Raw genomic sequence first — 20867 nt, forward strand, 5'->3', positions numbered from 1 at the left:
AGCAATCACCTGAACGGGTCAAAAGTTACTTTCAGGATATCCACGTAAAATATGCCGCATGAAAAATTCAAACTTCATCTGGCCGGATCAATAGTGTGTTTCTGGAAGGTAATGTGATTGATCTTGGAACTTTCAAGTTGCAGGTTGTCGAGGCCTGTAGCGGCTTGCGCTATTTGTTTCCACTTTTGACGCTGGGATTTATTGCGGCTTACTTTTTTAAGGGTTCGTTTTGGAAGCGAGCAGTTATATTTTTGTCTAGTATTCCCCTTACTGTGTTTATGAATAGTTTTCGTATTGGTGTGATTGGGGTGACAGTAGATAACTGGGGCCCCGCTATGGCAGAAGGATTTTTACATGATTTTGAAGGCTGGGTAGTATTTATGGCCTGTACTTTTGTGCTTGTCGCAGAAATGTGGGTGCTGGCGAAGATTGGCAAAGACAAAATGCCATTACGTGAAGCTTTTGGGCTGGAATTTCCAGCGCCTTCTCCAAAAGATGCAATAGCGCAATATCGCAAGTTCACTAAACCGTTTATTGCTTCTGCTTTAGTTGTGCTGGTGGTGGCTTCATTGTCTACAATGTTACCAGAACGAGTAGAGGTTCCACCTCACCGTATTGATTTCTCTGAATTTCCATTAAGTGTTGGTGATTGGCAAGGTAAAGGGGATCGCCTTGATCAGATATACATTGATGCACTTAAATTTGATGATTACATTATTGCAGATTTTGTAGATAAGAATCAGCAAGCAGTTAATTTTTATGTGGCTTATTATGCCTCACAGCGAAAAGGGGAGTCTGCCCATTCTCCACGTACTTGTATCCCAGGCGGTGGATGGAAAATCACAAGTCTGACCCAGCGAGATATAAACGGGGTAAAAGTAGCTGGTCACCCTCTGGTTGTGAATCGCCTTGTTATCGAAATGGGTGAAACCAAACAATTGGTTTATTACTGGTTTCAACAGCGTGGCCGAGTCATTACTAATGAGTATCTGGTTAAGTGGTATCTGTTTTGGGATGCATTGACACGAAACCGTACAGATGGTTCTTTGGTTCGATTGACTGCTTTGATACAGCCAGGTGAAGATATTGCTTTGGCTGATGCGCAATTAACTGCTTTTGCTAAAGCGGTGAATCCAGAGCTAAAGAAATATATTCCTGAGTAATCATAAGTGAGTTTGTTCTTCAGCTTTATTATCGCCGTTTTTGTAACGATGGTGCTTATACCTCCGCTAATGCGATACGCAGAGCTGTTACGCATAGTCGACATTCCTGATGGGCGTAAAGTACATACTGGGGCAATCCCGCGGATTGGTGGAGTGGCCATGGTAATCGGCGCTTTAATCCCGATGATTATGTGGCTTCCACCGGAAACTGAAATTATCAGTTTTTTACTGGGTATTGGGATAATTCTTTTTTTTGGCGTATGGGATGACCGGAAAAATCTTGACTACAGACTGAAGTTTTTAGGGCAGATCATCGCAGTTTTAATTGTGGTGGTATATGGTGGATTAAAAATTAAATATATCCCATTTATGGGTACAGATCCAGTATCTGATTATGTGTCAATTCCATTGACGGTATTTGCGCTGCTTGGTATTACCAATGCAATCAATTTGGCTGATGGCCTGGACGGTTTGGCAGGTGGCACAACCATGTTGAGCTTGGGAATGATTGCTATCTTAAGCTATATGGTGGATGGCATGAATTTAACTCTGATGGCGATTTCAGTGATGGGTTGCATATTAGGGTTTCTCCGATTTAATACGTATCCAGCTAGTATTTTTATGGGGGATGGAGGGAGCCAGTTTCTTGGGTTTGCTGCAGGGGTATTGGCAATTTTGCTTACCCAGGTAGTTAACCCTGTATTGAGTCCTGCAGTTGCGATATTAATTCTGGGTTTGCCAATACTGGACACTTTTATGGTGATGAGTCAGAGGTTATATGAACGACGCTCACCATTTTCTCCTGACAAAAATCATATCCACCACAAATTGTTGGCCTTAGGTTTCGACCATTACGAGGCAGTTTTGCTCATTTACCTTACTCAGTCAATACTGGTACTTGGTGCATTTTTTCTTCGCTTTGAATCAGATGTTTTAGTTTTTTCGACATACCTTATGTTTTGTGCTGCTGTAATTGTTTTTTTTCGTGTAGCTTTGAATACGGGATGGCGTATGCATGTTTATAATGGAGAAAAATCCAATTCATTAGTTGCGCGTGGTGTTCTGTGGTTGCGCCAGGATTATCGACTTTTAAAGGCAGTATTTTATTTTTCGATTATCGCCATTACCTGCTATCTACTTTTTGCTGCAATGCTTGTTGAATTCGTTTCCATTGATATTAGCTTGCTGTCTTTGTTTTTATTTACGGTATTAATCGTATTGTTTTTTAAACAGAAAGGGAAACCTTTTAGTGTTGTTGAACGTGCTATAACTTTTGTTGCAGCAGCTTTTGTTGTGTATTTGGTGCAGGTTGTGCCAGGGGTTTTGAGTGAATATGAGTTATACCTGAATATCTTTTTCCTCATGTTGGCTGTGGCCATAGGAATCGGTTTTCGTTTTTCACATACAGATCGGTTTCGAATTACCCCATTGGATTTTTTAGTGATATTTATTGCCGTTGCAGTACCTAATTTGCCAGATTCTCATATCGAGGGAGCTCATTGGGGGGAAGGAGTTGCCAAGCTTATTGTGTTGTTTTATGGGATGGAGCTTGTGTTAACCAATATTTTGAGGCGGTGGGATGTGATGAGGTTTGTGATTGGCTTTACTTTGCTGATGCTTGGTGTAAGAGGGGTGTTGATTTAGATACGTTTTACCAGGCATTGTTATGGCTTGATTGGGAGACTTATGTGTATGAGTTTTCTAGGTGTTCATAAATTCGAGAGAAAAATAGTGGTATTAATTCGAAGATTGCTAGTTTTCATTGGGATGCTCGTGTTCATAGTTGTACTTTTTGGAAGTTATTTACTTTGGCATAACAATAAAAAGGTTGATTTTCCTCAAAGAATTGAGCTGGAACAAAGTCTGAAAAATGCGATCGCGTGGTTAGATGTTCACCGATCCCAGATTTTAAACGAAGAAAATCCAATGCTTTGGTGGATGATTAAAGAGAGTGCTGAGCTGACACATAATGTAACTCTCGTTGGCCTCTATGACCAATACAGAACACGCTATCTTGATGTGAATTCCAATAATGCTTGGCAATACCTGTTTTATACAAACTCAACTGTGCCATTAGATTTAACTCAGTTGGAGAATTTGCCCAATTATAACCTTTTCTTTTTATATGGTTTAAGTTGCGATGAGAATTTAGCTGGAACACCAATAATTAAAGAACAATTAAAGACTGAATTCTGTAATGATCACTTGCTTTCTCCTGCTTGTGTAACTCATCAAATAATGGGTTTTCGTTTTATGCAAAGAAGTGCATGTGGCAGTTCAGAATATGTAAATAATTCTATTTTTGCTTTGCAAAATAAATTAGTTACTCAATTAACTTGGGATGTCAGAGTAGTGGATGTGTATTTTCAACGCGTATTAATGCTTGAAGATTCTGGCGCAAGCAACCGAATTAAACCTATTTGGATTTCGCGTATACTTTCAGCACAGAATTCTGATGGAGGTTGGTCCGGTTTTCAGCCAATAATCTCACTGGGCAGCAAGTTGTCGGTAGGTTTTTCAGGGCGAGGGGTTAGTGTAAATCGTAACCTGTCAGATTTTCATGCTTCCGCTCAAGGGGTACTTTTAATGAGTTTGTTATTAACGAATTCAAAATAAACCTGCTCTGAGATATTGATTGGTAGAACCAATAAAATAGTTTTTGCTCGTTGGGAAAGGAGAAAGTAGCTGATCAAAATGATGGTTTATTAATGTGAACTATCTGGGCTACTATTAATTATCATTATTAAGTTAAATTTACTATGCAAAAAATAGCGCTTATCACTGGAGTTACTGGACAGGATGGATCATATTTGGCAGATTTTTTGCTCAAAAAAGGATATGTTGTTCACGGCATTAAGCGTCGTGCTTCTTCATTTAATACTGATCGAATAGATCACTTGTATCAGGATCCACATGTTTCAAATCGTAATTTTATTTTACATTATGGTGATATGACTGATTCCAGTAGTCTGGTTCGAATTATTCAACAGGTGCAGCCAGACGAAATTTATAATTTGGCAGCACAGAGCCATGTTGCAGTTTCTTTTGAAGAACCTGAGTACACAGCTAATTCAGATGCATTAGGTGCTCTTCGTGTGCTAGAAGCAATTAGAATATTGGGACTAGAGAAGAAGACGAGATACTATCAAGCTTCTACTTCTGAATTGTATGGACTGGTCCAAGAAACTCCGCAAAAAGAAACAACACCGTTTTATCCGCGTTCTCCATATGCTGTGGCTAAGCTATATGCGTACTGGATTACTGTGAATTACCGTGAAGCGTATGGTATGTATGCCTGTAATGGAATTTTGTTTAATCATGAATCGCCTGTTCGCGGAGAAACGTTTGTTACCCGTAAGATTACACGTGCGTTGGCCCGTATAAAATTGGGTTTACAGGATTCTCTATTTCTGGGTAACTTGGATGCTAAACGAGATTGGGGGCATGCTAAAGACTATATTGAAATGCAATGGTTAATGTTGCAACAGGAAAAACCAGAAGATTTTGTTATTGCAACAGGGGTGCAATATAGCGTTCGAGATTTTGTGGATGCCGCAGCACAGGAGCTTGGGATGGCTATTCGTTGGGTAGGGAATGGAGTGGATGAAAAAGGCTATGATTCGGATGGAAATTGTATCGTAGCCGTAGATCCGCGATATTTCCGCCCTACCGAAGTAGAAACATTATTGGGTGATCCTAGCAAGGCTAAGGAAAAATTAGGGTGGACCCCCAAAATTTCGTTCAAGAGCCTTGTTGCAGAAATGGTGCGAGAAGATTTGAAGGCCTCGGAGCGAGATGCATTATGTCGCAGTGAAGGTTTTAAAACGTTTGATCATCATGAGTGAAGGGATGCAATCAGAAAGCAAAATTTATGTTGCAGGTCACCGTGGGCTTGTTGGTTCGGCTATCATGAGGCGTTTAAAAGCAGGTGGGTACTTGAATATTATTACCCGTACCCACGCTGAATTGGATTTGATTGATCAAATTGCCGTAACGGATTTTTTAGCGCAAGAAAACCCTGATTACGTTTTTCTTGCGGCTGCAAAAGTGGGTGGGATTTTGGCTAATAATACTTATCCCGCAGATTTTATCTATCAAAACCTGATGATTCAAAGCAATATTATCCATGCTGCTTTTTTGAGCAAGATTAAAAAATTACTTTTTTTGGGATCGAGTTGTATTTACCCAAAATTTGCACCTCAGCCAATGAATGAAGATCATCTTCTAACTGGTATTTTGGAACCTACAAACGAACCATATGCAATTGCTAAAATTGCAGGAATAAAGATGTGTTCATCCTATAATCGACAATATGGAACAAACTTTATAAGTGTGATGCCAACCAATCTTTATGGACCAGGCGACAATTACGACTTGCAGAATTCCCATGTTATGCCGGCAATGATTCGTAAGATGCACGAAGCGAAAATACGGGGCGATACTAAAGTTTGTGTATGGGGAAGCGGTTCGCCTCGTCGTGAGTTTTTGTACAACGAGGATATGGCGGATGCTTGTGTGTTCCTGATGGAAAATCGCGATGCGAATGAAATCGGTGAATTTGTAAATATTGGTGTGGGGGAAGATCTTACCATCCGTGAGTTGGCGGAAAAAGTGTCAAGAGTAGTTGGATACCATGGTGAATTGGTATTTGACACTAGTAAACCTGATGGGACACCTCAAAAATTACTGGACGTAAAACGTTTGAATAAGCTAGGTTGGCGTTCGAAAACCATACTGGATGAAGGAATAAAATTGGCTTATCAGGATTTTATAAAGGGGCAGTGTGTTTAGTTGGCTGTTATTTTGAAGCGTGTAGAGTACACGCATAAAACTAAGCAACTTTGAACTAATCATGCTTAATGATATTATCATAGAATAATCAAATAATTTCAAATATTAACTGGAGGAGAGACATGAATTTCACTAAGAAGCCATCATATCTGCTAGCTATAATGCTGGCTGTATCAATTACTATATCCGGTTGTGGTGGGAAGGAAGAGCGAAAAGCCAAATATTTGGAAAATGGGAAGACTTATCTTGATCAGGCAGATTATGATAAGGCGCGAGTTGAATTTAAAAATGTGTTACAGATTGATCCAAAAGATGCGGAGGGGTATTTCCAGTTTGGGCGATTAGATGAGGCACAGCAAAATTTTTCTGGGGCATTTGGAAATTACCATAAGGCTGTTGAGCTGAATCCAGAACATCTGGCAGCTAAAGCTAAGTTAGGTAAATTTTTTCTGTTGGCTGGTGATTCCGTTAAGGCGGAAAAGATGGCCACTGAAATTCTGAAGAAAAATCCTGCGGATTCTGCTGCGCATACTTTAATGGCAGCTTTAATGGCACGTAAAGGGAAAGATGCTGAAGCTATTCAGGAGGTAAGTAAGGTTGTTGCTTCTGATCCAACTCAGTCTGATGCGGTAAGCTTGTTAGCAGCGCTTTATATAAAGCAAGGTAACGATGCTAAAGCGAAAGCAACGTTTGAAAGTGGAATAAAGGGTAATCCTAAGAATATTGCTTTGCGTAAAGAAATGGTTTCTTTTGCTATTAAGCATAAAGATATGGCATCAGCAGAAAAGCAATTGATTGAGATAGTGGCAATTGAACCTAAAAAGCTCGAGCCTAGAGGTGTGCTTGCGTCTTTTTATGCAAGTCTTAACAAATTAGATAAGGCTGAAAAGGTATTGCGCGACGCGATTGAAGTGGACCCGAAAGATGCGCAGCGGTATTTGGTGTTAACTGAATTTTTGGCTAGTCGAAAAGGAGTTGAAACTGCGGAGAAAGAATTGCTAACATCTATTCAATCAATGCCAAAAGCATATAAATTACGTTTTGGTCTTGTAAAGATTTACCAGGCAATGAATAAGCCAGAAAAAATTCGCCAAGTTTATCTGGATATTATTGATATGGATAAAACCGGGCCTGATGGGTTGAATGCTAGGAACCAGTTGGCAGGATTGGCTGCCCAGGCTGGTAAAACAAATGAAGCAAAAAAATTGATTTCTGAGGTGCTGAAGGAAAATCCAAAGGATCATCAAGCTTTATTGCTTCGTGGGCAGATGTCAATTGCTAAAGGTGATGCGAACAGTGCAATTGTTGATTTTCGAAGCGTACTCAAAGATCAGCCAGATTCGGCGGAGTTGATTACATTGCTGGCTAAGGCACATATGGCAAATAAAGAGCCGCAATTAGCTAAGAGTGTATTTAGCGATGCAGTGGCCAAGTACCCTGAAAATTCAAATATACGGATGGGTATGGCCAATTTTCTGGTTTCTACGAAAGATTATGATGGTGCATTGTCGCAGGTTGAAGCTGCGTTAACAAAAGACCCTAAGAATGTAAAAATACTACAGGCGAAAGCAGAAGTTCAAGCTGCTAAAAAAGATTGGGGTGCAGCTGAAGAAACTATGACAAAGGTCAAGGTGGCTCAACCTGACCAACCTGTTGGTTATTATAGATTGGGTTTGATTTATCAGGCGCAAAAAAAGTTTGATCAAGCAATTGCAGAATTTGAAATGGCAATAAGCAAAGCGCCAAAAGCTATTGAACCACTCACCGCTATAGTAAATGTGTTGTTGTCACAAGGCAAAGGCGATCAAGCCGTTGCTCACATAAACAAAGCTATTAAAATTGCGCCGAATAACTTTATGGCGCAATTGTTATTGGGTGAAGTTTATGTTAACCAAAAGAAAAATACGGAGGCAGAGGCTGCTTTCCGCAAAGCTATTCAGATTAATCCAAAGGTATCTGCAGGATATCTGGATTTGGCTAATATTAGTTTAGCTAAGGGTGATGTACCTACTGCATTTCAAACTTTGCAGCAGGGCCTTACTGCTATTCCGGGGGATACCAGGCTGTCTGTTTCTCTGGCTGAGTTATATCAGCGTACAGGTGATAACGATAAGGCAATCGCTGAATACGATGCGGTATTAAAGACTAACCCCGGCGTTGATGTAGCTGCGAATAATTTGGCATCTTTACTTACAGAAAAAGGAGATAAGTCTAGTTTAGAAAAGGCGCTTGAGATGGCGAAGCGCTTCGACGGTTCGGATAATCCAGCTTTTGTCGACACGCTGGGGTGGATTTACTTTAAATCCGGTCAAAATGATCTTGCTTTGCCATTACTGAAAAAAGCCGCCGATAAGGCACCTCAGTTTGCAATTTTCCAATACCATGCGGGAATGGCATTTTATAAAAAAGGTGATACGAGTTCTGCAAAGAGTTACTTGCAGAAAGCCGTTGATTCCAAGACTAATTTCCCTGGAATTGATGAAGCTAAGGGTGTGTTGGCGAAACTTTAAATTATTCTGTCCTTCTGTTGTGAGGGGTGAACTTGCAATACAAGATTGAGATTTTTGAATATTTTTAAGTTTTTTTGACCTAAGTTGTTTTAGTTTGATGCTTGTCCACTAATGGACAAGCATCAAACTCCGGTATACAATTTGCGCCCTGTAGTTGTATTGCTAGATTAATTATCAGTGCAAATACCTCAAGTAAAGTTATTAAGTTCTATCTTTACTCGAATGTTCGATTTATGGCGGGCCTCCCCGCATTGTAAGGTAGTGAACCTGGTCAGGTCCGGAAGGAAGCAGCCACAGCTATTTATTGCAAGTGCCGGGGGTTTGGCTCGCCACCCCTACATTTTGAAATCTGCGGCCTAGACAGGTTTCTGGTAAAATTCCTTTCATGAGTTATCAAGTTCTGGCGCGTAAATGGCGCCCTAAATCCTTTACTGAGTTGGTTGGTCAGGAGCATGTTGTCAAAGCGCTTTCTAATGCGCTTGAGCAACAAAGGCTGCACCATGCTTATCTGTTTACCGGTACTCGTGGTGTTGGTAAAACAACCATCGCGCGAATTTTGTCAAAATCGCTTAATTGCGAAACAGGTATTACGGTTACGCCGTGTGGTCAGTGTTCGGCTTGCCGTGAAATTGACAGTGGTCGTTTTGTGGATCTGCTGGAACTGGATGCTGCATCTAATACCGGTATAGATAATATGCGTGAGGTACTGGATAACGCGCAGTACGCTCCAACCAGTGGTCGCTTCAAAGTCTATATTATCGACGAAGTGCATATGCTTTCGAAGGCAGCGTTCAATTCCATGTTGAAAACATTGGAAGAGCCGCCTGAGCACGTTAAATTCATTTTGGCGACCACGGATCCTCAGAAGATTCCAGTTACAGTATTGTCGCGCTGTTTGCAGTTTAATTTGAAGCAGATGCCACCTTTATTGATTGTTGGTCATCTTCAGCGAATTCTTGGGGAGGAAGGCATCCAGTTTGATCTGCCATCAATGCAACTGGTTGCCCGTGCTGCCCAAGGAAGTATGCGCGATGCCTTGAGTTTGTTAGACCAAGCTATTGCTTATGGCGGTGGTGTGGTGGAAGAGCAAGGTGTGCGAAGTATGTTGGGTGCGATTGATCAATCATATCTGTTTACTTTGCTAAAGGCTCTTTCTGAGAATGATGGTGCTGGCATGCTGGCAACAGCGCAACAGATGGCGGTAAGGAGTCTGTCTTTTGATGCGGCTTTGCAGGATTTGGGTATGCTGCTGCATCAGATAGCACTTGCACAGACCATCCAGGAGGCGATAGCTGAGGATTTGCCGGAACGTGATCAGATTATAGAGCTTGCGCAAATTTTTAAACCAGAAGCGATTCAGCTTTATTATCAAATTGTATTGCATGGACGAAAGGAGCTAGGTTTAGCACCCGATGAGCTAGTGGGGTTCAACATGACGCTTCTACGCATGTTGGCTTTTACTCCCGAGTATAGTGTAGTTCCTGTCAGAACTCTGTCAGTATCATCCAGTCAGAATGTTGAGCCAGCGATGAAACCTTTTTCAGCACCTTCTGCTGGGGCTGTGGCAGTAATAAAAGCCGAAGCCAAAGAGATTGAAGCGCCTTCTGAATTAAGTGTCGAGCCAGACGCGCCCCAGAACGAAGCAGTAAAAAAAAGCCAATTTGATGGCAACTGGCACAACCTTGTCAATATCCTTAATTTAGGGGGGATGGCACGCATGCTGGCTCAGCATTGCGAGCTTAAAAGGCAGGATGGAAACATCTGGGAGTTGTGTGTTCCTCAGGAACATAAGCATCTTCTGGAACGAGCTTACCAGGAACGCCTGAAAACAGCAGTTAATGAGTATCTTGGCTCGCCACAAATTATTCAGATTAACATCGGCGAAGTTGTAGGGTTGACCCCTGCGCAGCTGAATAATCAAGAAAAACAGGAGCGTCAGTCAGAAGCAATTGCCTCTATCGAGCAAGATCCCTTTGTACGCGAACTGGTAGAAAATTTTGACGCAAAAGTGGTTGAGTCTTCAATAAAACCGATTCAATAAAACAGGAGTAAGGAAATGTTAAAAGGCGGATTGGGTAACCTGATGAAACAGGCCCAGCAGATGCAGGAAAATATGCAGAAAATGCAGGAAAAGCTGGCGGCTATTGAAGTGGAAGGTCAAGCCGGTGCCGGATTGGTTAAAGTGACCATGACATGCCGTCACGACGTGAAGCGTATCAGTATTGATGATAGTTTGCTGTCTGACGACAAAGAAATGCTGGAAGATCTGATTGCTGCGGCAATCAATGATGCAGTGAGAAAAGTGGAAGCAACTTCCCAAGAGAAAATGGCAGGCGCAACTGCGGGGATGGGATTGCCACCCGGATTTAAAATGCCATTCTAATGTTGTATGCACCTTTTGGCATGGGTGGTTTGATTAAGGTGTTTTTTGTAAATTTTATTTCTGCTGCTTTTGATGAAAACCCCCTCTAGTTTAGAAGGCTTGATTGAGGCCTTGAAATGCCTGCCAGGCGTTGGCCCTAAATCTGCCCAGCGCATGGCATACCATTTATTGCAACGAAATCAGCCTGGTGCGCAAAAGCTGGCGCATGCCTTGACCTATGCTTTAGATCATATTCGTCATTGTGAAAAATGTAATAATTTCACAGAAGATGAAGTTTGCGAACTGTGTGGTTCCGGTCGACGCGATGCCAGTTTGCTTTGCGTAGTCGAAATGCCTGCAGATTTGCTGATGATGGAGCAGGCCCAGTGCTACAGAGGCATGTATTTTGTGCTGATGGGCAGATTGTCACCACTGGATGGTATTGGACCAAAAGAAATTCATCTGGACAGGCTAATTAAGCGCGCATTGGATGGTGAGGTAAAGGAAGTGGTGTTAGCCACAAATTTTACTGTGGAAGGGGAAGCTACAGCCCATTACATCAGTGAATTACTGCATGTCAGGGGTATGAAAGTGACCCGTATTGCACGTGGACTGCCGGTTGGTGGCGAGTTGGAACATGTGGATAGTGGTACTTTGGCTCAGGCTGTTCTGGAGCGGAGGGATATTTAGTTTGTGTATGTTACTGACTTAGGTCGTGAGACGCCGATAAATATCCGCTACTTTCAGAGGTAACTTCTTTACATCGTCAATCACAGTGTAATTGACAGCGCCATACATGTGGGGTAGGTAGTCCCTCGCTTCTGTATCTATCGTGATGCAGAAAGGATGAATGCCGCTGCGTTGGGCTTCCTGCAAAGCTTTTCGGGTATCTTCAAAGCCGTACTCTCCTCTATAGCCATCAAAATAATCATCCGGTTTGCCATCCGAGAGCGTGATGAGCAATTTGGTCTTTGCTTCTACTTCGTTTAGTAGATGGGTGAGGTGGCGTATTGCGAAACCCATACGAGTGTAGTCTTGAGGACGGATGCCGCTGATGCGTGCTTTCACTTCTTCATTATAGGGTTCATCGATGCGCTTAATGCGATAAAGCTCGCAGCGTTTTCGTGTTATTCCTGAGAAGCCATAGATGGCATAGCGGTCTCCCAATGTTTCTAGGGTTTCACACAGCAGCACCAGCGATTCGCGTTCAGCATCATTGATCCAGCCCTTAGTGGAACCGCTCATATCTACCATAAAAATCACAGCAATATTGCGTTCTGTGCGGTGCATGCGCATGAATAAATGATCGCTCATTTCGCTGCCGTCTCTTGCATCGGCTAGTGCTTCAACCAGTGCGTCGATATCCACTTCATCGCCATAAACCTGGCGTTTCAGCAATCGATTTTCATCCCGCATCGCTTCAAAAACACGGCGTAGATGTTTAACCAGTCCGTTATATTTCTGAAGTACTTCGGGGACGAAGTTATCGTAGACTGGTAGCACGTCTTTTTCACGCATGACACACCAGTTTTTGCGGTAATGTTGCCTTCCACAATCCCACTCGGAATAAAATGTTGCCCCTTCTTCATGGTACGTACCCTGCCAGACTGCATCGGGGTCCTGTACCTGCTCTTGATATAAGCTTGGATCATATTCCCCTTCACCTGCTGCGGTCAGGCATTCTGGTGGAATTTCTCCCCAATCTAGTTGAATGGAAGTAAGGAGTTGGCGCACGCCTTCAGGCGGTGCTATAGGCATATCGTCCAGAGTGAGTTCCAGTTGCGTTATCCCGCCTTGTTCCTCTTCTTCGCCATCCGGGGTTTTTACATCAAAATTTGGTGGGGATTCACGTTCTTTTTCATTCTGTTTGGTGAGATCTTTTGCAAACTCAGCTAATTTTACGCGCAGCAACATTTTTTCACGTTCCATACGTGCGCTCATGCATGCTGCGACAACTTCTGGTTTTAATTCGCCCTGATAGCACACATCATCAGGAACAATACCTGTATAAGCATCCACCAAGAGACGTAAACAGTCATTTGCAGTGGCGGTGGGTTTTGCTAATTCTTGCGTGTAGTCAGCCCACTTATCTGATATTGGTTGTATTTCACCCAATTCCGCCCGGAGACGTTTCATTTCACGAAATAGTCCAGGCAATTCGCGGCTAATGCAGGCATCCAGTCTAAGTGTTTCCAATGCGTGAAAAAGTTTCAATGCTTTTTCGTTATCGGAATAGTGGCTCAAAGCATCCGTGAGGTTGACTCTGAAAGTGCCATAACGGGTTTGGGCCCATAGATAGGCAACCATTGCTTTGCATAGCTGGAAATTGTCTTCTGTAGTGTGCATTTTTGCCACGACTGCAGGTAGATAGAGCGTTTCTGTGTCGGTGTATAGTGTCTCACCCTGTTCCATTTTAAGTTGACGCCCGGAAAGTCCTCTGACAAAGGTCAACAAAATCCCGCTTACATCTTCATATACTGCACCAGCAACCCGCTCATGCCTGAGATGCACAAAATTTTCTGCATCCTGAACAACCAAAAGAGCAGGGCGCAGGCCTGATCTGTCGTAAGTGTCCATTGTATGCAAGGCCCAGGCTTCAATCACGCGTCTGTCCATGTGTGATAAAACATCCATCACGCGTTGGCCAAACTGGTGAGCAATTTCAATATTGGTGGTCGCTATCCGTCGAATCCAGTTCAGCAGAAAATCCTGATCTTCTCGGGGTAACTCTGAAAGGGTTGCCGCCAGTTTATCAACATGCAGGAATGTGAATTCAACCTCAAGCCACAGTTCAAGGGACTGTTCGATTTGTATGGCTGTATGACGCGGTAAATCCGCCATAGCTAAAAGAGGGAGGAGGAGAGTTCTTGCACAGCAGCCAGCATTTCGGAGTCATCCGTAATGGCTTGTGCGATAGCACTTCGGCAAGCAGAAACTGGCGATACACCCGATTTGATTAATTTTCCTGCGTGCACTAACAGACGGGTACTTGCACCCTCTTCAAGACCGCTTCCCTTCAGGTTGCGTGTCATGTGGGCAAATTTAACCAGTTTTTCAGCCAAGTCAGGTGCAATGCCAGATTCACTTGCAATGATTTTTCGTTCTAATTCCTGGGTAGGGTAATCGAATTCCAACGCTACAAATCGTTGTCTTGTGCTTTGTTTTAAATCCTTCAAAACGCTCTGATAACCAGGATTGTAAGAAATTGCCAGGCAGAATTCCTGGTTGGCTTCAAGAAGCGTCCCCAGTTTTTCCATGGGTAGTGCACGGCGATCATCCGCTAAAGGGTGAATAACCACCATGGTATCTTTCCGCGCTTCTACAATCTCATCCAGATAGCAAATTGCACCGGCACGAACCGAGCGAGCCAAAGGCCCATCTACCCAAACTGTTTCACCACCCTTAACTAAAAAGCGGCCAACCAGATCCGATGCCGTCAAATCATCATGGCAAGATACTGTAATCAAAGGCCGTTTCAAGCGCCACGCCATGTATTCCATAAACCGCGTTTTGCCACATCCCGTTGGACCCTTTAAAAGTACTGGTAGTTTGTTTTGATACGCTGCTTCAAAAATAGCAATTTCATCACCAGTAATCTCGTAATAAGGCTCGCTTTCAATGAAGTTTTCTTCAGGGTTCAGGGCGCGTGCTTGCAAGGTATAACCTCAGTTATGCTTCAGTTAATCAAGATGGTTGTATTTGTCGTCTGGTGTCACGGACTCCAGTGGACCAAGCTTGGCAACAATACCATCCATGAATTCTTCTCTTTCTTTCTTGCGTGCCAAGCGCTTATCTAAAGCGTCCGTCTTAGTGGCAATGGAAGGCTCGTCAAACATCACTTGTCGAATCAGGCGGTAGCCAAATTGCATGAGTTCCACATCATCGTTGGCAATTTTTTTCATCTCGTCTTCAGGGATGTCATAGACTTCGTTAAACGCATCGCTTGTTACGAATTCTTTAAAACGGTCTACATCGTAGCTGGCCATGAAGAACATTTGTAGGCTACGTTTGGTAGGGGTGCCGACACTTGGACCAGAGGATTTCTTTTTCAGAATAAGTTGGCGCCATCCGCGTGACAGCTCATCGTATTCAACCAAACCTTGTTCTTTGCGGTATTCATCAATGGTCAGTGTGCGTTGTTCATTGTGCCCTAAACAATGAGACTCCTGAACCACAGCATACGCATCTTTATCAATATATTCGTTTTGCTTTCGCATTGACACCAGCGCAACTGGGTAGTATCTGCACGCGGCTGGACGATCTTCGTAGACACTGCATCCTTCATCTGTCATGAATTGGCATTGAGACGTGCCGGATTTTGGCAGCATTTTAATACCCGCAATGTCGCCAGGTCCCATTTCAAAGGGGACTGTGTATTGCAGCAAAAACTCACCGGAGGTTTGGCCTAGGCGTTTCTTTAAACGCAATACATCATAGGGAGTTAAAGTGATATCAATGTTTTTACAACAAGCATTGAAACATTCAATTTCCTTGTGGCAACGAAATTGAATGGTCTTGGTACCTTCATAAAGGGTCGGAATAACCGGACTTTTTGGAAAGGGTGAATCTTGTATATCAACTTTGTCCATTATATTACCTCACATTATGCTGTTGTTTCAAAAATAGGCTTTGAACAATTTTACACTACATGGTGTGCAGGTAGAAGGTTGCTTCTCAAGCCTATTGCCAATGCATTTACAAGATAAAAACGCATTGGCAATAGACCTTTTTGTTTGGTCAGAAAGAAAAACCGGGCGCCTTTGGCGCCCGGTCAATTACAGCGCTACTAACTTAGTTGTTTAGTGGCTTGCTGGTTTGAACAGCTTGCTCTTGTCAACCAAATCAACGTGCTTACGCTTGAACACAGTCCATTTCTGGGTTTCTTTATCGTAAACGGAGTTTACAAAGCACTTCCAGTTTTCTTCATCAACGAAGTTCTTGTCCATACGATAGTAGAAGCCAGGGTAACGTGATTCTTCACGGAACTGGATATGTTTCATGTGAGCTTCTGCAGTTAAAATGCGATGGTAGTTTTCCCATGCACGTAACAGTTCATGCAAATCTTTAGCACGCATCTTGTCAGCATCTTCCTTCAACATGCCCAACTTCTCTTCAGCAACAGCAAGCATGTGTGCGTTTGTTGTGTAGTAAGTAGCTACGCCAGCAACATACTCATCCATGATTTTTTGCAGACGGAATTGAAGCATCTTAGGTGTGATGTAGTTTGGATTCACATCAATAGCCGTTGTATAGTCCTTGAACTCCAGGAATGTACGTACTGGCTTGTAGATATCTTCAGCCAATTTTTCAGCTGGGGTATCCAATTCAGGTTTCCAATCCTTGTTGTCAATTACGAACTTGACCATAGCCTTGGCAGCTAAACGGCCTTCAGCATGAGAACCGGAGGAGAATTTGTGGCCAGATGCACCCACACCATCACCTGCAGTGAACAAACCTTTTACCGTGGTCATGGAACGATAGCCCCAGTTCCAGCCTTTTGGAAGGTAGTCAGGCATGCCGGTGAATTCTTCAGTGGTTGGTGCACCCAAATCATCCGGACCAGAAACCCAAATACCGCAGCAACCGGAATGAGAACCAAGCAAGTAGGGCTCAGTAGGCATCAATTCAGAGTTTTTCTTCTCTGGCTCGATGTTTTCACCAACCCAAACACCACACTGGCCAATACACATATCCAGGAAGTCTTCCCATGCCTCAGCTTCCAGATGCTTTACTTCGCGAGGTGAAAGCGTTTCTTTCAGAGCTGCAAGAGCAGTAACGGTGTCCATGTAAATCGGACCACGACCTTCTTTCATTTCCTTCAGCATCAGATGGTTACGCAGGCAAGAAGCAGGAACGGCAGCCAACCCGTACGGAGGGTAGTCATTCAACATTTCCTTGTTGCGATCCATGTAAACTTCACCGAGTGAGTTAACCGCTTTCGCTTTAAACAGCAAGAACCATGCACCAACTGGACCGTAACCATCTTTAAAACGAGCTGGAACGAAACGGTTTTCCATCATGGTTAGTTCCGCGCCAGCCTGAGCAGCCATCGCATAGGTAGAACCTGCATTCCAAACTGGGTACCATGCACGACCTTGGCCTTCTCCAACAGAACGTGGACGGAACAAGTTAACAGCACCACCAGCCGCTAGCAGACAAGCCTTGAACTTGTATACATAAACTTTGTGATCACGTGTTGAGAAACCAACTGCACCAGCAATACGCTTAGGATCATTTTTGTCATTTACCAATTTAACGATAAATACACGTTCCTGAATGCGATCCATACCCAAAGCTTTTTTAGCGGCTTCAGCAACGATCCACTTGTAGGATTCACCGTTAATCATGATTTGCCATTTACCGGAACGTACTGGCTTGCCACCATCTTTCAATGCAGGTAAACCTTTAGAACCGTCGTGACGCTCACCATTCTCGTCTGTTTTCCAGATTGGCAGACCCCATTCTTCGAACAAATGAACAGACTCGTCAACGTGGCGACCCAAGTCATAAGCCAAATCGTCGCGGGTAATACCCATCAAATCGTTTGATACCATGCGAGCGTAATCAGCAGGGTCTTGCTCTGTACCAATATAAGTATTGATAGCGGATAAGCCTTGAGCAACAGCACCGGAGCGGTCCATTGCAGCTTTGTCGATCAATTTGATTTTAATATCAATGCCGGAATCAGCTTTAGCAGCTTCAGCCCAGCGCATAACTTCATAAGCGGCACCGCAGCAGGCCATGCCGCCACCTATCAAGAGAATATCAACTTCTTCTTGAATAACTTCTGGATTTCCAAATGTACCTTCAGCCATTATGTCACCTTAATATATGTGTTAATTGAACCAGTAATTCTTGATTAGCTATTACAATCTACGGTTGATTTTTACTTGCGAATCAATTCAGCAGGGTTGCCCGCACGGTAGCCATTTTCTTGGTTAAAGAAACCGGTTTTAGTAATATTTTCCATTTTTGCTTCTGGTTTGCCACCGTAAGGATTAATAGAGCCTTCAGGTGTAGTACGGATAGGGAACTTGAAGCGCTTCAATGTACCATTACGGAATTTGATGGTCCACATGATGGAATCTGAACCACGTAGTGGCTGAACAGAACCGCCCAATGGAACGATGTCAGCGTAGTGACGAACTTCAATTGCTTGTTGTGGGCAAATCTTTACGCAGGAATAACATTCCCAGCACTGCTCTGGCTCTTGGTTGTATGCTTTCATTGCATGACCGGTAGCAGAACCATCTTTATCAAGCATCATCAAGTCATGCGGGCAAATGTACATGCAAGCTGTTTTATCTTGACCTTTACAGCCGTCACATTTATCTGTGCGAACGTATGTTGGCATTATTTAATCTCCTTACTTCCATTTAACAAAACGCCGACTATTTGCATAGTCGGCAGACCTTTAAAACCTATTTGGCAGAATGTCCAGACAGCTTGACTTCCACCTTGTCTTCATCTTTGATTGTAGCGTAGTACTCACGCAAAATCGTCAACACCTCTGGGCGGCTAAATTCACTTGGAACATCTGCATTCTCAGAAAGTGCCTTGCGTAATTTAGTACCGGAAAGGAGTAAACGATCCCCCGCCTCATGTGGGCAGGTACGAGCAGAAGCCATGCCGCCACATTTATAGCACCAGAATGTCCAATCAATTTTCAGTGCCTTGGTTTCGAGTGCGTCTTTAGGGATTTGGTCAAAAATGTGATGCGCATCAAATGGGCCATAGTAGTCACCTACACCAGCATGATCACGACCTACAATCAAATGTGAGCAGCCATAATTTTGGCGGAACAGCGCATGAAGAAGTGCTTCACGTGGACCGGCATATCGCATATCCAACGGATAACCTGATTGAACAACCGTATCTTTAACGAAATATTTTTCAAGTAAAGTGCCAATTGCTTTTGAACGTACATCCGCAGGGATATCACCTGGCTTCAGCTTGCCCAACAAAGAATGAATCATCACACCATCACAAATTTCAACAGCCACTTTCGCCAGATACTCGTGAGAGCGGTGCATAGGATTGCGTGTCTGGAATGCCGCAACGGTAGACCATCCCTTTGATTCAAACAATGCCCTTGTTTCAGCCGGTGTCATGTATGTATCAGGGTATTCTTCAGGGAAAGAACCTTGAGACAAGACTTTCACGGGGCCTGCAAGATTAACCGGGCCTTGTTCCATGACCATCTTCACGCCAGGATGTTCAATATCCGTAGTCTTATACACCATCATGCATTCATGTGCTTTATCAATGGTGTATTTCTCAGTTACCTTCATTGTCCCCATTATCTCATCGGTTTCGCTATCAACAAGCGCAACGTCAGATCCGGTGGAAATGCTCTGAGCAGTAACTTCGTCAGTGGAAAGGGTGATTGGAATAGGCCAGAAAAGACCGTTTGCCATTTTATAACCGTCACAAACACCTTGCCAGTCAGTGTGAGTCATAAATCCATCAAGGGGTGTAAAGCCGCCAATTCCAAACATAATAAGATCGCCGGTTTCCCGGGACGTCATACGAACTTTTGGAAGTGAATTTGCGCGCTCTTTTTCGTTCTTTAATGCATCCCCAGCTAAGAGTAGCGGTTTTAGAGAACCACCACCATGGGGTTGAACCAGCTTCGACATGCCATTCTCCTATTGAAACTCATGGTTGTTATATTTTTTATGAGATAGAGAATAGCATGGAATAAAGGAGCTTCTTATCCATATATTTTATCTTGGGATAAGAAAATTAAATTCAAAAAAAAACCGCATTTTTCAATGCGGTTTTATATGTATCAGGTGATTGAATATTAACGTTATGCGTCAAAAAACGCTGGCATATCACTCTCTTCTACTTTGATAACATCAATCCAAGCAGCCTTGTCAGTGCCACCAGCTGCCGCAAGTTTTTTGGCATCTTCGTAAACTTGTTTCCATCTGTTATACAGGCAGTCGCTTACCTTGTGCATACCTGAATCAAAGTAGGAGTTGTGGAGGTCGCCGATAGTGCGTGCGAATGACTCCATTTGTTCATATTGATTGTGTGGGTATCCCTTGCGAGTTGGATCGGTGTACTTGACCAGTTCTCTACGTACAGAATTAAGAAATACTTTTTGGCCGTCAGTCAGGTCGCTTTCTTCGCGCTTAACGCCACCCTGGTGGAAAATCTCATGAATATATTGGTTAAGGCGAGTCCCAAAATCAAAATTATTATAATCAATTGTTTCCATTTTTTTTCTCCGGATCGTATAGATAAAACAGCTGCAAAGATAAAGTTTGTTTATCTAATGTTCCACTTATTTTGTTTGTTTGTCCAGAGTGGCTATTATGGCTTGAGTGAAGGGTGTAAGAATATTTATACGGTCTTTACGTAGTGTTTAATTGAAAGCCTAAAGTAAATCCAGATCCAGGAAGTCAATGTGCAAATGGGTTTTATCCTGAGACAAAATCGGAATGGTAACGGTTGCTTTTGATGGCTTTCGCGCAAACCCATATGCGTCTGATTGAATTGCTGATGATGCAGAATCAGCTTGCATAATAATAGAAGGGGTATCCTCAATTACCTCAATAATAGTATAAGTAGTGCCATGGTAAGCTAACCTCTGTCCAATTAGTCCGCGTAATTGTATAAAAGATAAAGTGATTTCGTCCATTTAAAAGCCTTGATTAAAAATATTGCTACTGGAATTAGGTGCGTTAATGATTGTCTGATATACTCTCGATCTTTCTGAAATAAGCATCGTTTTTAGCGGTGCAAATTACAGGAAAGGGAGTGAGAAACCCAAACAGAAATTCGAATGTTTAATGTTGACACAAGAATGTAAAGTTTGCTATAGTCTCACCTCTTCGGACGCGGGGTGGAGCAGTCTGGCAGCTCGTCGGGCTCATAACCCGAAGGTCGTAGGTTCAAATCCTGCCCCCGCAACCATTAACTAAATGATGGTTCGAAACGTTCTTTAAAAATATACAGTCGATAAGTGTGGGCGCAAGTCTTTGGGCACATCGAACCTGAGCAATTGGGTGCTGATGAAACTAAAAGAGTAAA

17 protein-coding genes, 1 tRNA gene and 1 other RNA gene are annotated in these 20867 nt (G+C 43.0%); 11 read left to right on the forward strand and 8 right to left on the reverse strand.

Translation table 11 applies throughout. The features are described 5' to 3' along the window. The first annotated feature begins 95 nt into the window (after window positions 1–95). The 10 genes from xrtD to recR all read left to right on the forward strand — a co-directional run bounded on the left by xrtD (window position 96) and on the right by recR (window position 11516). Complete coding sequence (gene xrtD, locus EDC63_RS17820) at window positions 96–1163, forward strand: VPLPA-CTERM-specific exosortase XrtD (RefSeq protein WP_223248179.1); 1068 nt, start codon at window positions 96–98, stop codon at window positions 1161–1163. Window positions 1164–1169: 6 nt separating this feature from the next. Continuing rightward, window positions 1170–2807 carry an MraY family glycosyltransferase gene (locus EDC63_RS17825; protein ID WP_124945418.1) on the forward strand — a complete coding sequence of 546 codons (1638 nt, stop codon included), beginning with the start codon at window positions 1170–1172 and terminating at the stop codon, window positions 2805–2807. 48 nt (window positions 2808–2855) lie between these two features. Further along, entirely contained in the window at window positions 2856–3779 is a 924-nt protein-coding gene (locus EDC63_RS17830) for a hypothetical protein (protein WP_124945417.1), read from the forward strand. Window positions 3780–3922: 143 nt separating this feature from the next. Continuing rightward, window positions 3923–5008, forward strand: coding sequence for a GDP-mannose 4,6-dehydratase (gene gmd, locus EDC63_RS17835; protein ID WP_124945416.1), 1086 nt, complete (start codon window positions 3923–3925; stop codon window positions 5006–5008). Between the two features lie 4 nt (window positions 5009–5012). Next, window positions 5013–5954 carry a GDP-L-fucose synthase gene (gene fcl, locus EDC63_RS17840; RefSeq protein WP_124945420.1) on the forward strand — a complete coding sequence of 314 codons (942 nt, stop codon included), beginning with the start codon at window positions 5013–5015 and terminating at the stop codon, window positions 5952–5954. Window positions 5955–6076: 122 nt separating this feature from the next. After that, window positions 6077–8464 carry a tetratricopeptide repeat protein gene (locus tag EDC63_RS17845; protein WP_124945415.1) on the forward strand — a complete coding sequence of 796 codons (2388 nt, stop codon included), beginning with the start codon at window positions 6077–6079 and terminating at the stop codon, window positions 8462–8464. A gap of 235 nt (window positions 8465–8699) precedes the next feature. Next, window positions 8700–8798, forward strand: an RNA gene (ffs, locus tag EDC63_RS17850) — signal recognition particle sRNA small type. Between the two features lie 51 nt (window positions 8799–8849). Then, a complete protein-coding gene (gene dnaX, locus EDC63_RS17855) occupies window positions 8850–10505 on the forward strand; it encodes a DNA polymerase III subunit gamma/tau (protein WP_124945414.1) in 1656 nt (551 codons plus the stop codon). A gap of 15 nt (window positions 10506–10520) precedes the next feature. Continuing rightward, the gene (locus EDC63_RS17860) at window positions 10521–10847 is read left to right on the forward strand and encodes a YbaB/EbfC family nucleoid-associated protein (protein WP_124945413.1); all 327 of its coding nucleotides are present in this window, start codon (window positions 10521–10523) and stop codon (window positions 10845–10847) included. A 72-nt stretch (window positions 10848–10919) separates the two neighbouring features. Then, window positions 10920–11516, forward strand: a complete 597-nt coding sequence (gene recR, locus EDC63_RS17865) for a recombination mediator RecR (RefSeq protein WP_124945412.1) — start codon at window positions 10920–10922, stop codon at window positions 11514–11516. 18 nt (window positions 11517–11534) lie between these two features. On the opposite strand, the gene EDC63_RS17870 is transcribed toward recR, so the two are convergent. The 8 genes from EDC63_RS17870 to EDC63_RS17905 form a co-directional block, all read right to left on the reverse strand. Next, complete coding sequence (locus EDC63_RS17870) at window positions 11535–13667, reverse strand: nitric oxide reductase activation protein NorD (RefSeq protein ID WP_124945411.1); 2133 nt, start codon at window positions 13665–13667, stop codon at window positions 11535–11537. A 2-nt stretch (window positions 13668–13669) separates the two neighbouring features. Further along, window positions 13670–14482 (reverse strand): CbbQ/NirQ/NorQ/GpvN family protein, encoded by an 813-nt coding sequence (locus EDC63_RS17875; RefSeq protein ID WP_124945410.1) that lies wholly within the window; start codon window positions 14480–14482, stop codon window positions 13670–13672. Between the two features lie 24 nt (window positions 14483–14506). Continuing rightward, window positions 14507–15415, reverse strand: coding sequence for a YkgJ family cysteine cluster protein (locus tag EDC63_RS17880; protein ID WP_124945409.1), 909 nt, complete (start codon window positions 15413–15415; stop codon window positions 14507–14509). A gap of 210 nt (window positions 15416–15625) precedes the next feature. Continuing rightward, entirely contained in the window at window positions 15626–17641 is a 2016-nt protein-coding gene (gene aprA, locus EDC63_RS17885) for an adenylyl-sulfate reductase subunit alpha (protein ID WP_124945408.1), read from the reverse strand. A 71-nt stretch (window positions 17642–17712) separates the two neighbouring features. Then, a complete protein-coding gene (gene aprB, locus EDC63_RS17890; protein WP_124945407.1) occupies window positions 17713–18180 on the reverse strand; it encodes an adenylyl-sulfate reductase subunit beta in 468 nt (155 codons plus the stop codon). Between the two features lie 67 nt (window positions 18181–18247). Beyond that, window positions 18248–19465: a sulfate adenylyltransferase gene (gene sat / locus EDC63_RS17895; protein WP_124945406.1), complete on the reverse strand. Its 1218-nt coding sequence runs from the start codon at window positions 19463–19465 to the stop codon at window positions 18248–18250. 173 nt (window positions 19466–19638) lie between these two features. Continuing rightward, window positions 19639–20052, reverse strand: a complete 414-nt coding sequence (locus tag EDC63_RS17900) for a hypothetical protein (RefSeq protein ID WP_124945405.1) — start codon at window positions 20050–20052, stop codon at window positions 19639–19641. A 159-nt stretch (window positions 20053–20211) separates the two neighbouring features. Next, entirely contained in the window at window positions 20212–20475 is a 264-nt protein-coding gene (locus tag EDC63_RS17905) for a hypothetical protein (RefSeq protein ID WP_124945404.1), read from the reverse strand. A gap of 198 nt (window positions 20476–20673) precedes the next feature. Between EDC63_RS17905 and EDC63_RS17910 the strand changes: the two genes are divergently transcribed. Then, window positions 20674–20750, forward strand: a tRNA-Met gene (locus tag EDC63_RS17910). Window positions 20751–20867: the final 117 nt, after the last annotated feature.

The organism is Sulfurirhabdus autotrophica (genome assembly GCF_004346685.1).
Classification (GTDB): domain Bacteria; phylum Pseudomonadota; class Gammaproteobacteria; order Burkholderiales; family SMCO01; genus Sulfurirhabdus; species Sulfurirhabdus autotrophica.

Coding starts and splice junctions, on each gene's coding strand:
- EDC63_RS17830 (WP_124945417.1), top strand. CDS start 2,856: ATGAGTTTTCTAGGTGTTCATAAATTCGAGAGAAAAATAGTGGTATTA.
- EDC63_RS17880 (WP_124945409.1), bottom strand. CDS start 15,415: ATGGACAAAGTTGATATACAAGATTCACCCTTTCCAAAAAGTCCGGTT.
- aprB (WP_124945407.1), bottom strand. CDS start 18,180: ATGCCAACATACGTTCGCACAGATAAATGTGACGGCTGTAAAGGTCAA.
- gmd (WP_124945416.1), top strand. CDS start 3,923: ATGCAAAAAATAGCGCTTATCACTGGAGTTACTGGACAGGATGGATCA.
- fcl (WP_124945420.1), top strand. CDS start 5,013: ATGCAATCAGAAAGCAAAATTTATGTTGCAGGTCACCGTGGGCTTGTT.
- EDC63_RS17900 (WP_124945405.1), bottom strand. CDS start 20,052: ATGGAAACAATTGATTATAATAATTTTGATTTTGGGACTCGCCTTAAC.
- aprA (WP_124945408.1), bottom strand. CDS start 17,641: ATGGCTGAAGGTACATTTGGAAATCCAGAAGTTATTCAAGAAGAAGTT.
- recR (WP_124945412.1), top strand. CDS start 10,920: ATGAAAACCCCCTCTAGTTTAGAAGGCTTGATTGAGGCCTTGAAATGC.
- sat (WP_124945406.1), bottom strand. CDS start 19,465: ATGTCGAAGCTGGTTCAACCCCATGGTGGTGGTTCTCTAAAACCGCTA.
- EDC63_RS17860 (WP_124945413.1), top strand. CDS start 10,521: ATGTTAAAAGGCGGATTGGGTAACCTGATGAAACAGGCCCAGCAGATG.
- EDC63_RS17870 (WP_124945411.1), bottom strand. CDS start 13,667: ATGGCGGATTTACCGCGTCATACAGCCATACAAATCGAACAGTCCCTT.
- EDC63_RS17905 (WP_124945404.1), bottom strand. CDS start 20,475: ATGGACGAAATCACTTTATCTTTTATACAATTACGCGGACTAATTGGA.
- dnaX (WP_124945414.1), top strand. CDS start 8,850: ATGAGTTATCAAGTTCTGGCGCGTAAATGGCGCCCTAAATCCTTTACT.
- EDC63_RS17845 (WP_124945415.1), top strand. CDS start 6,077: ATGAATTTCACTAAGAAGCCATCATATCTGCTAGCTATAATGCTGGCT.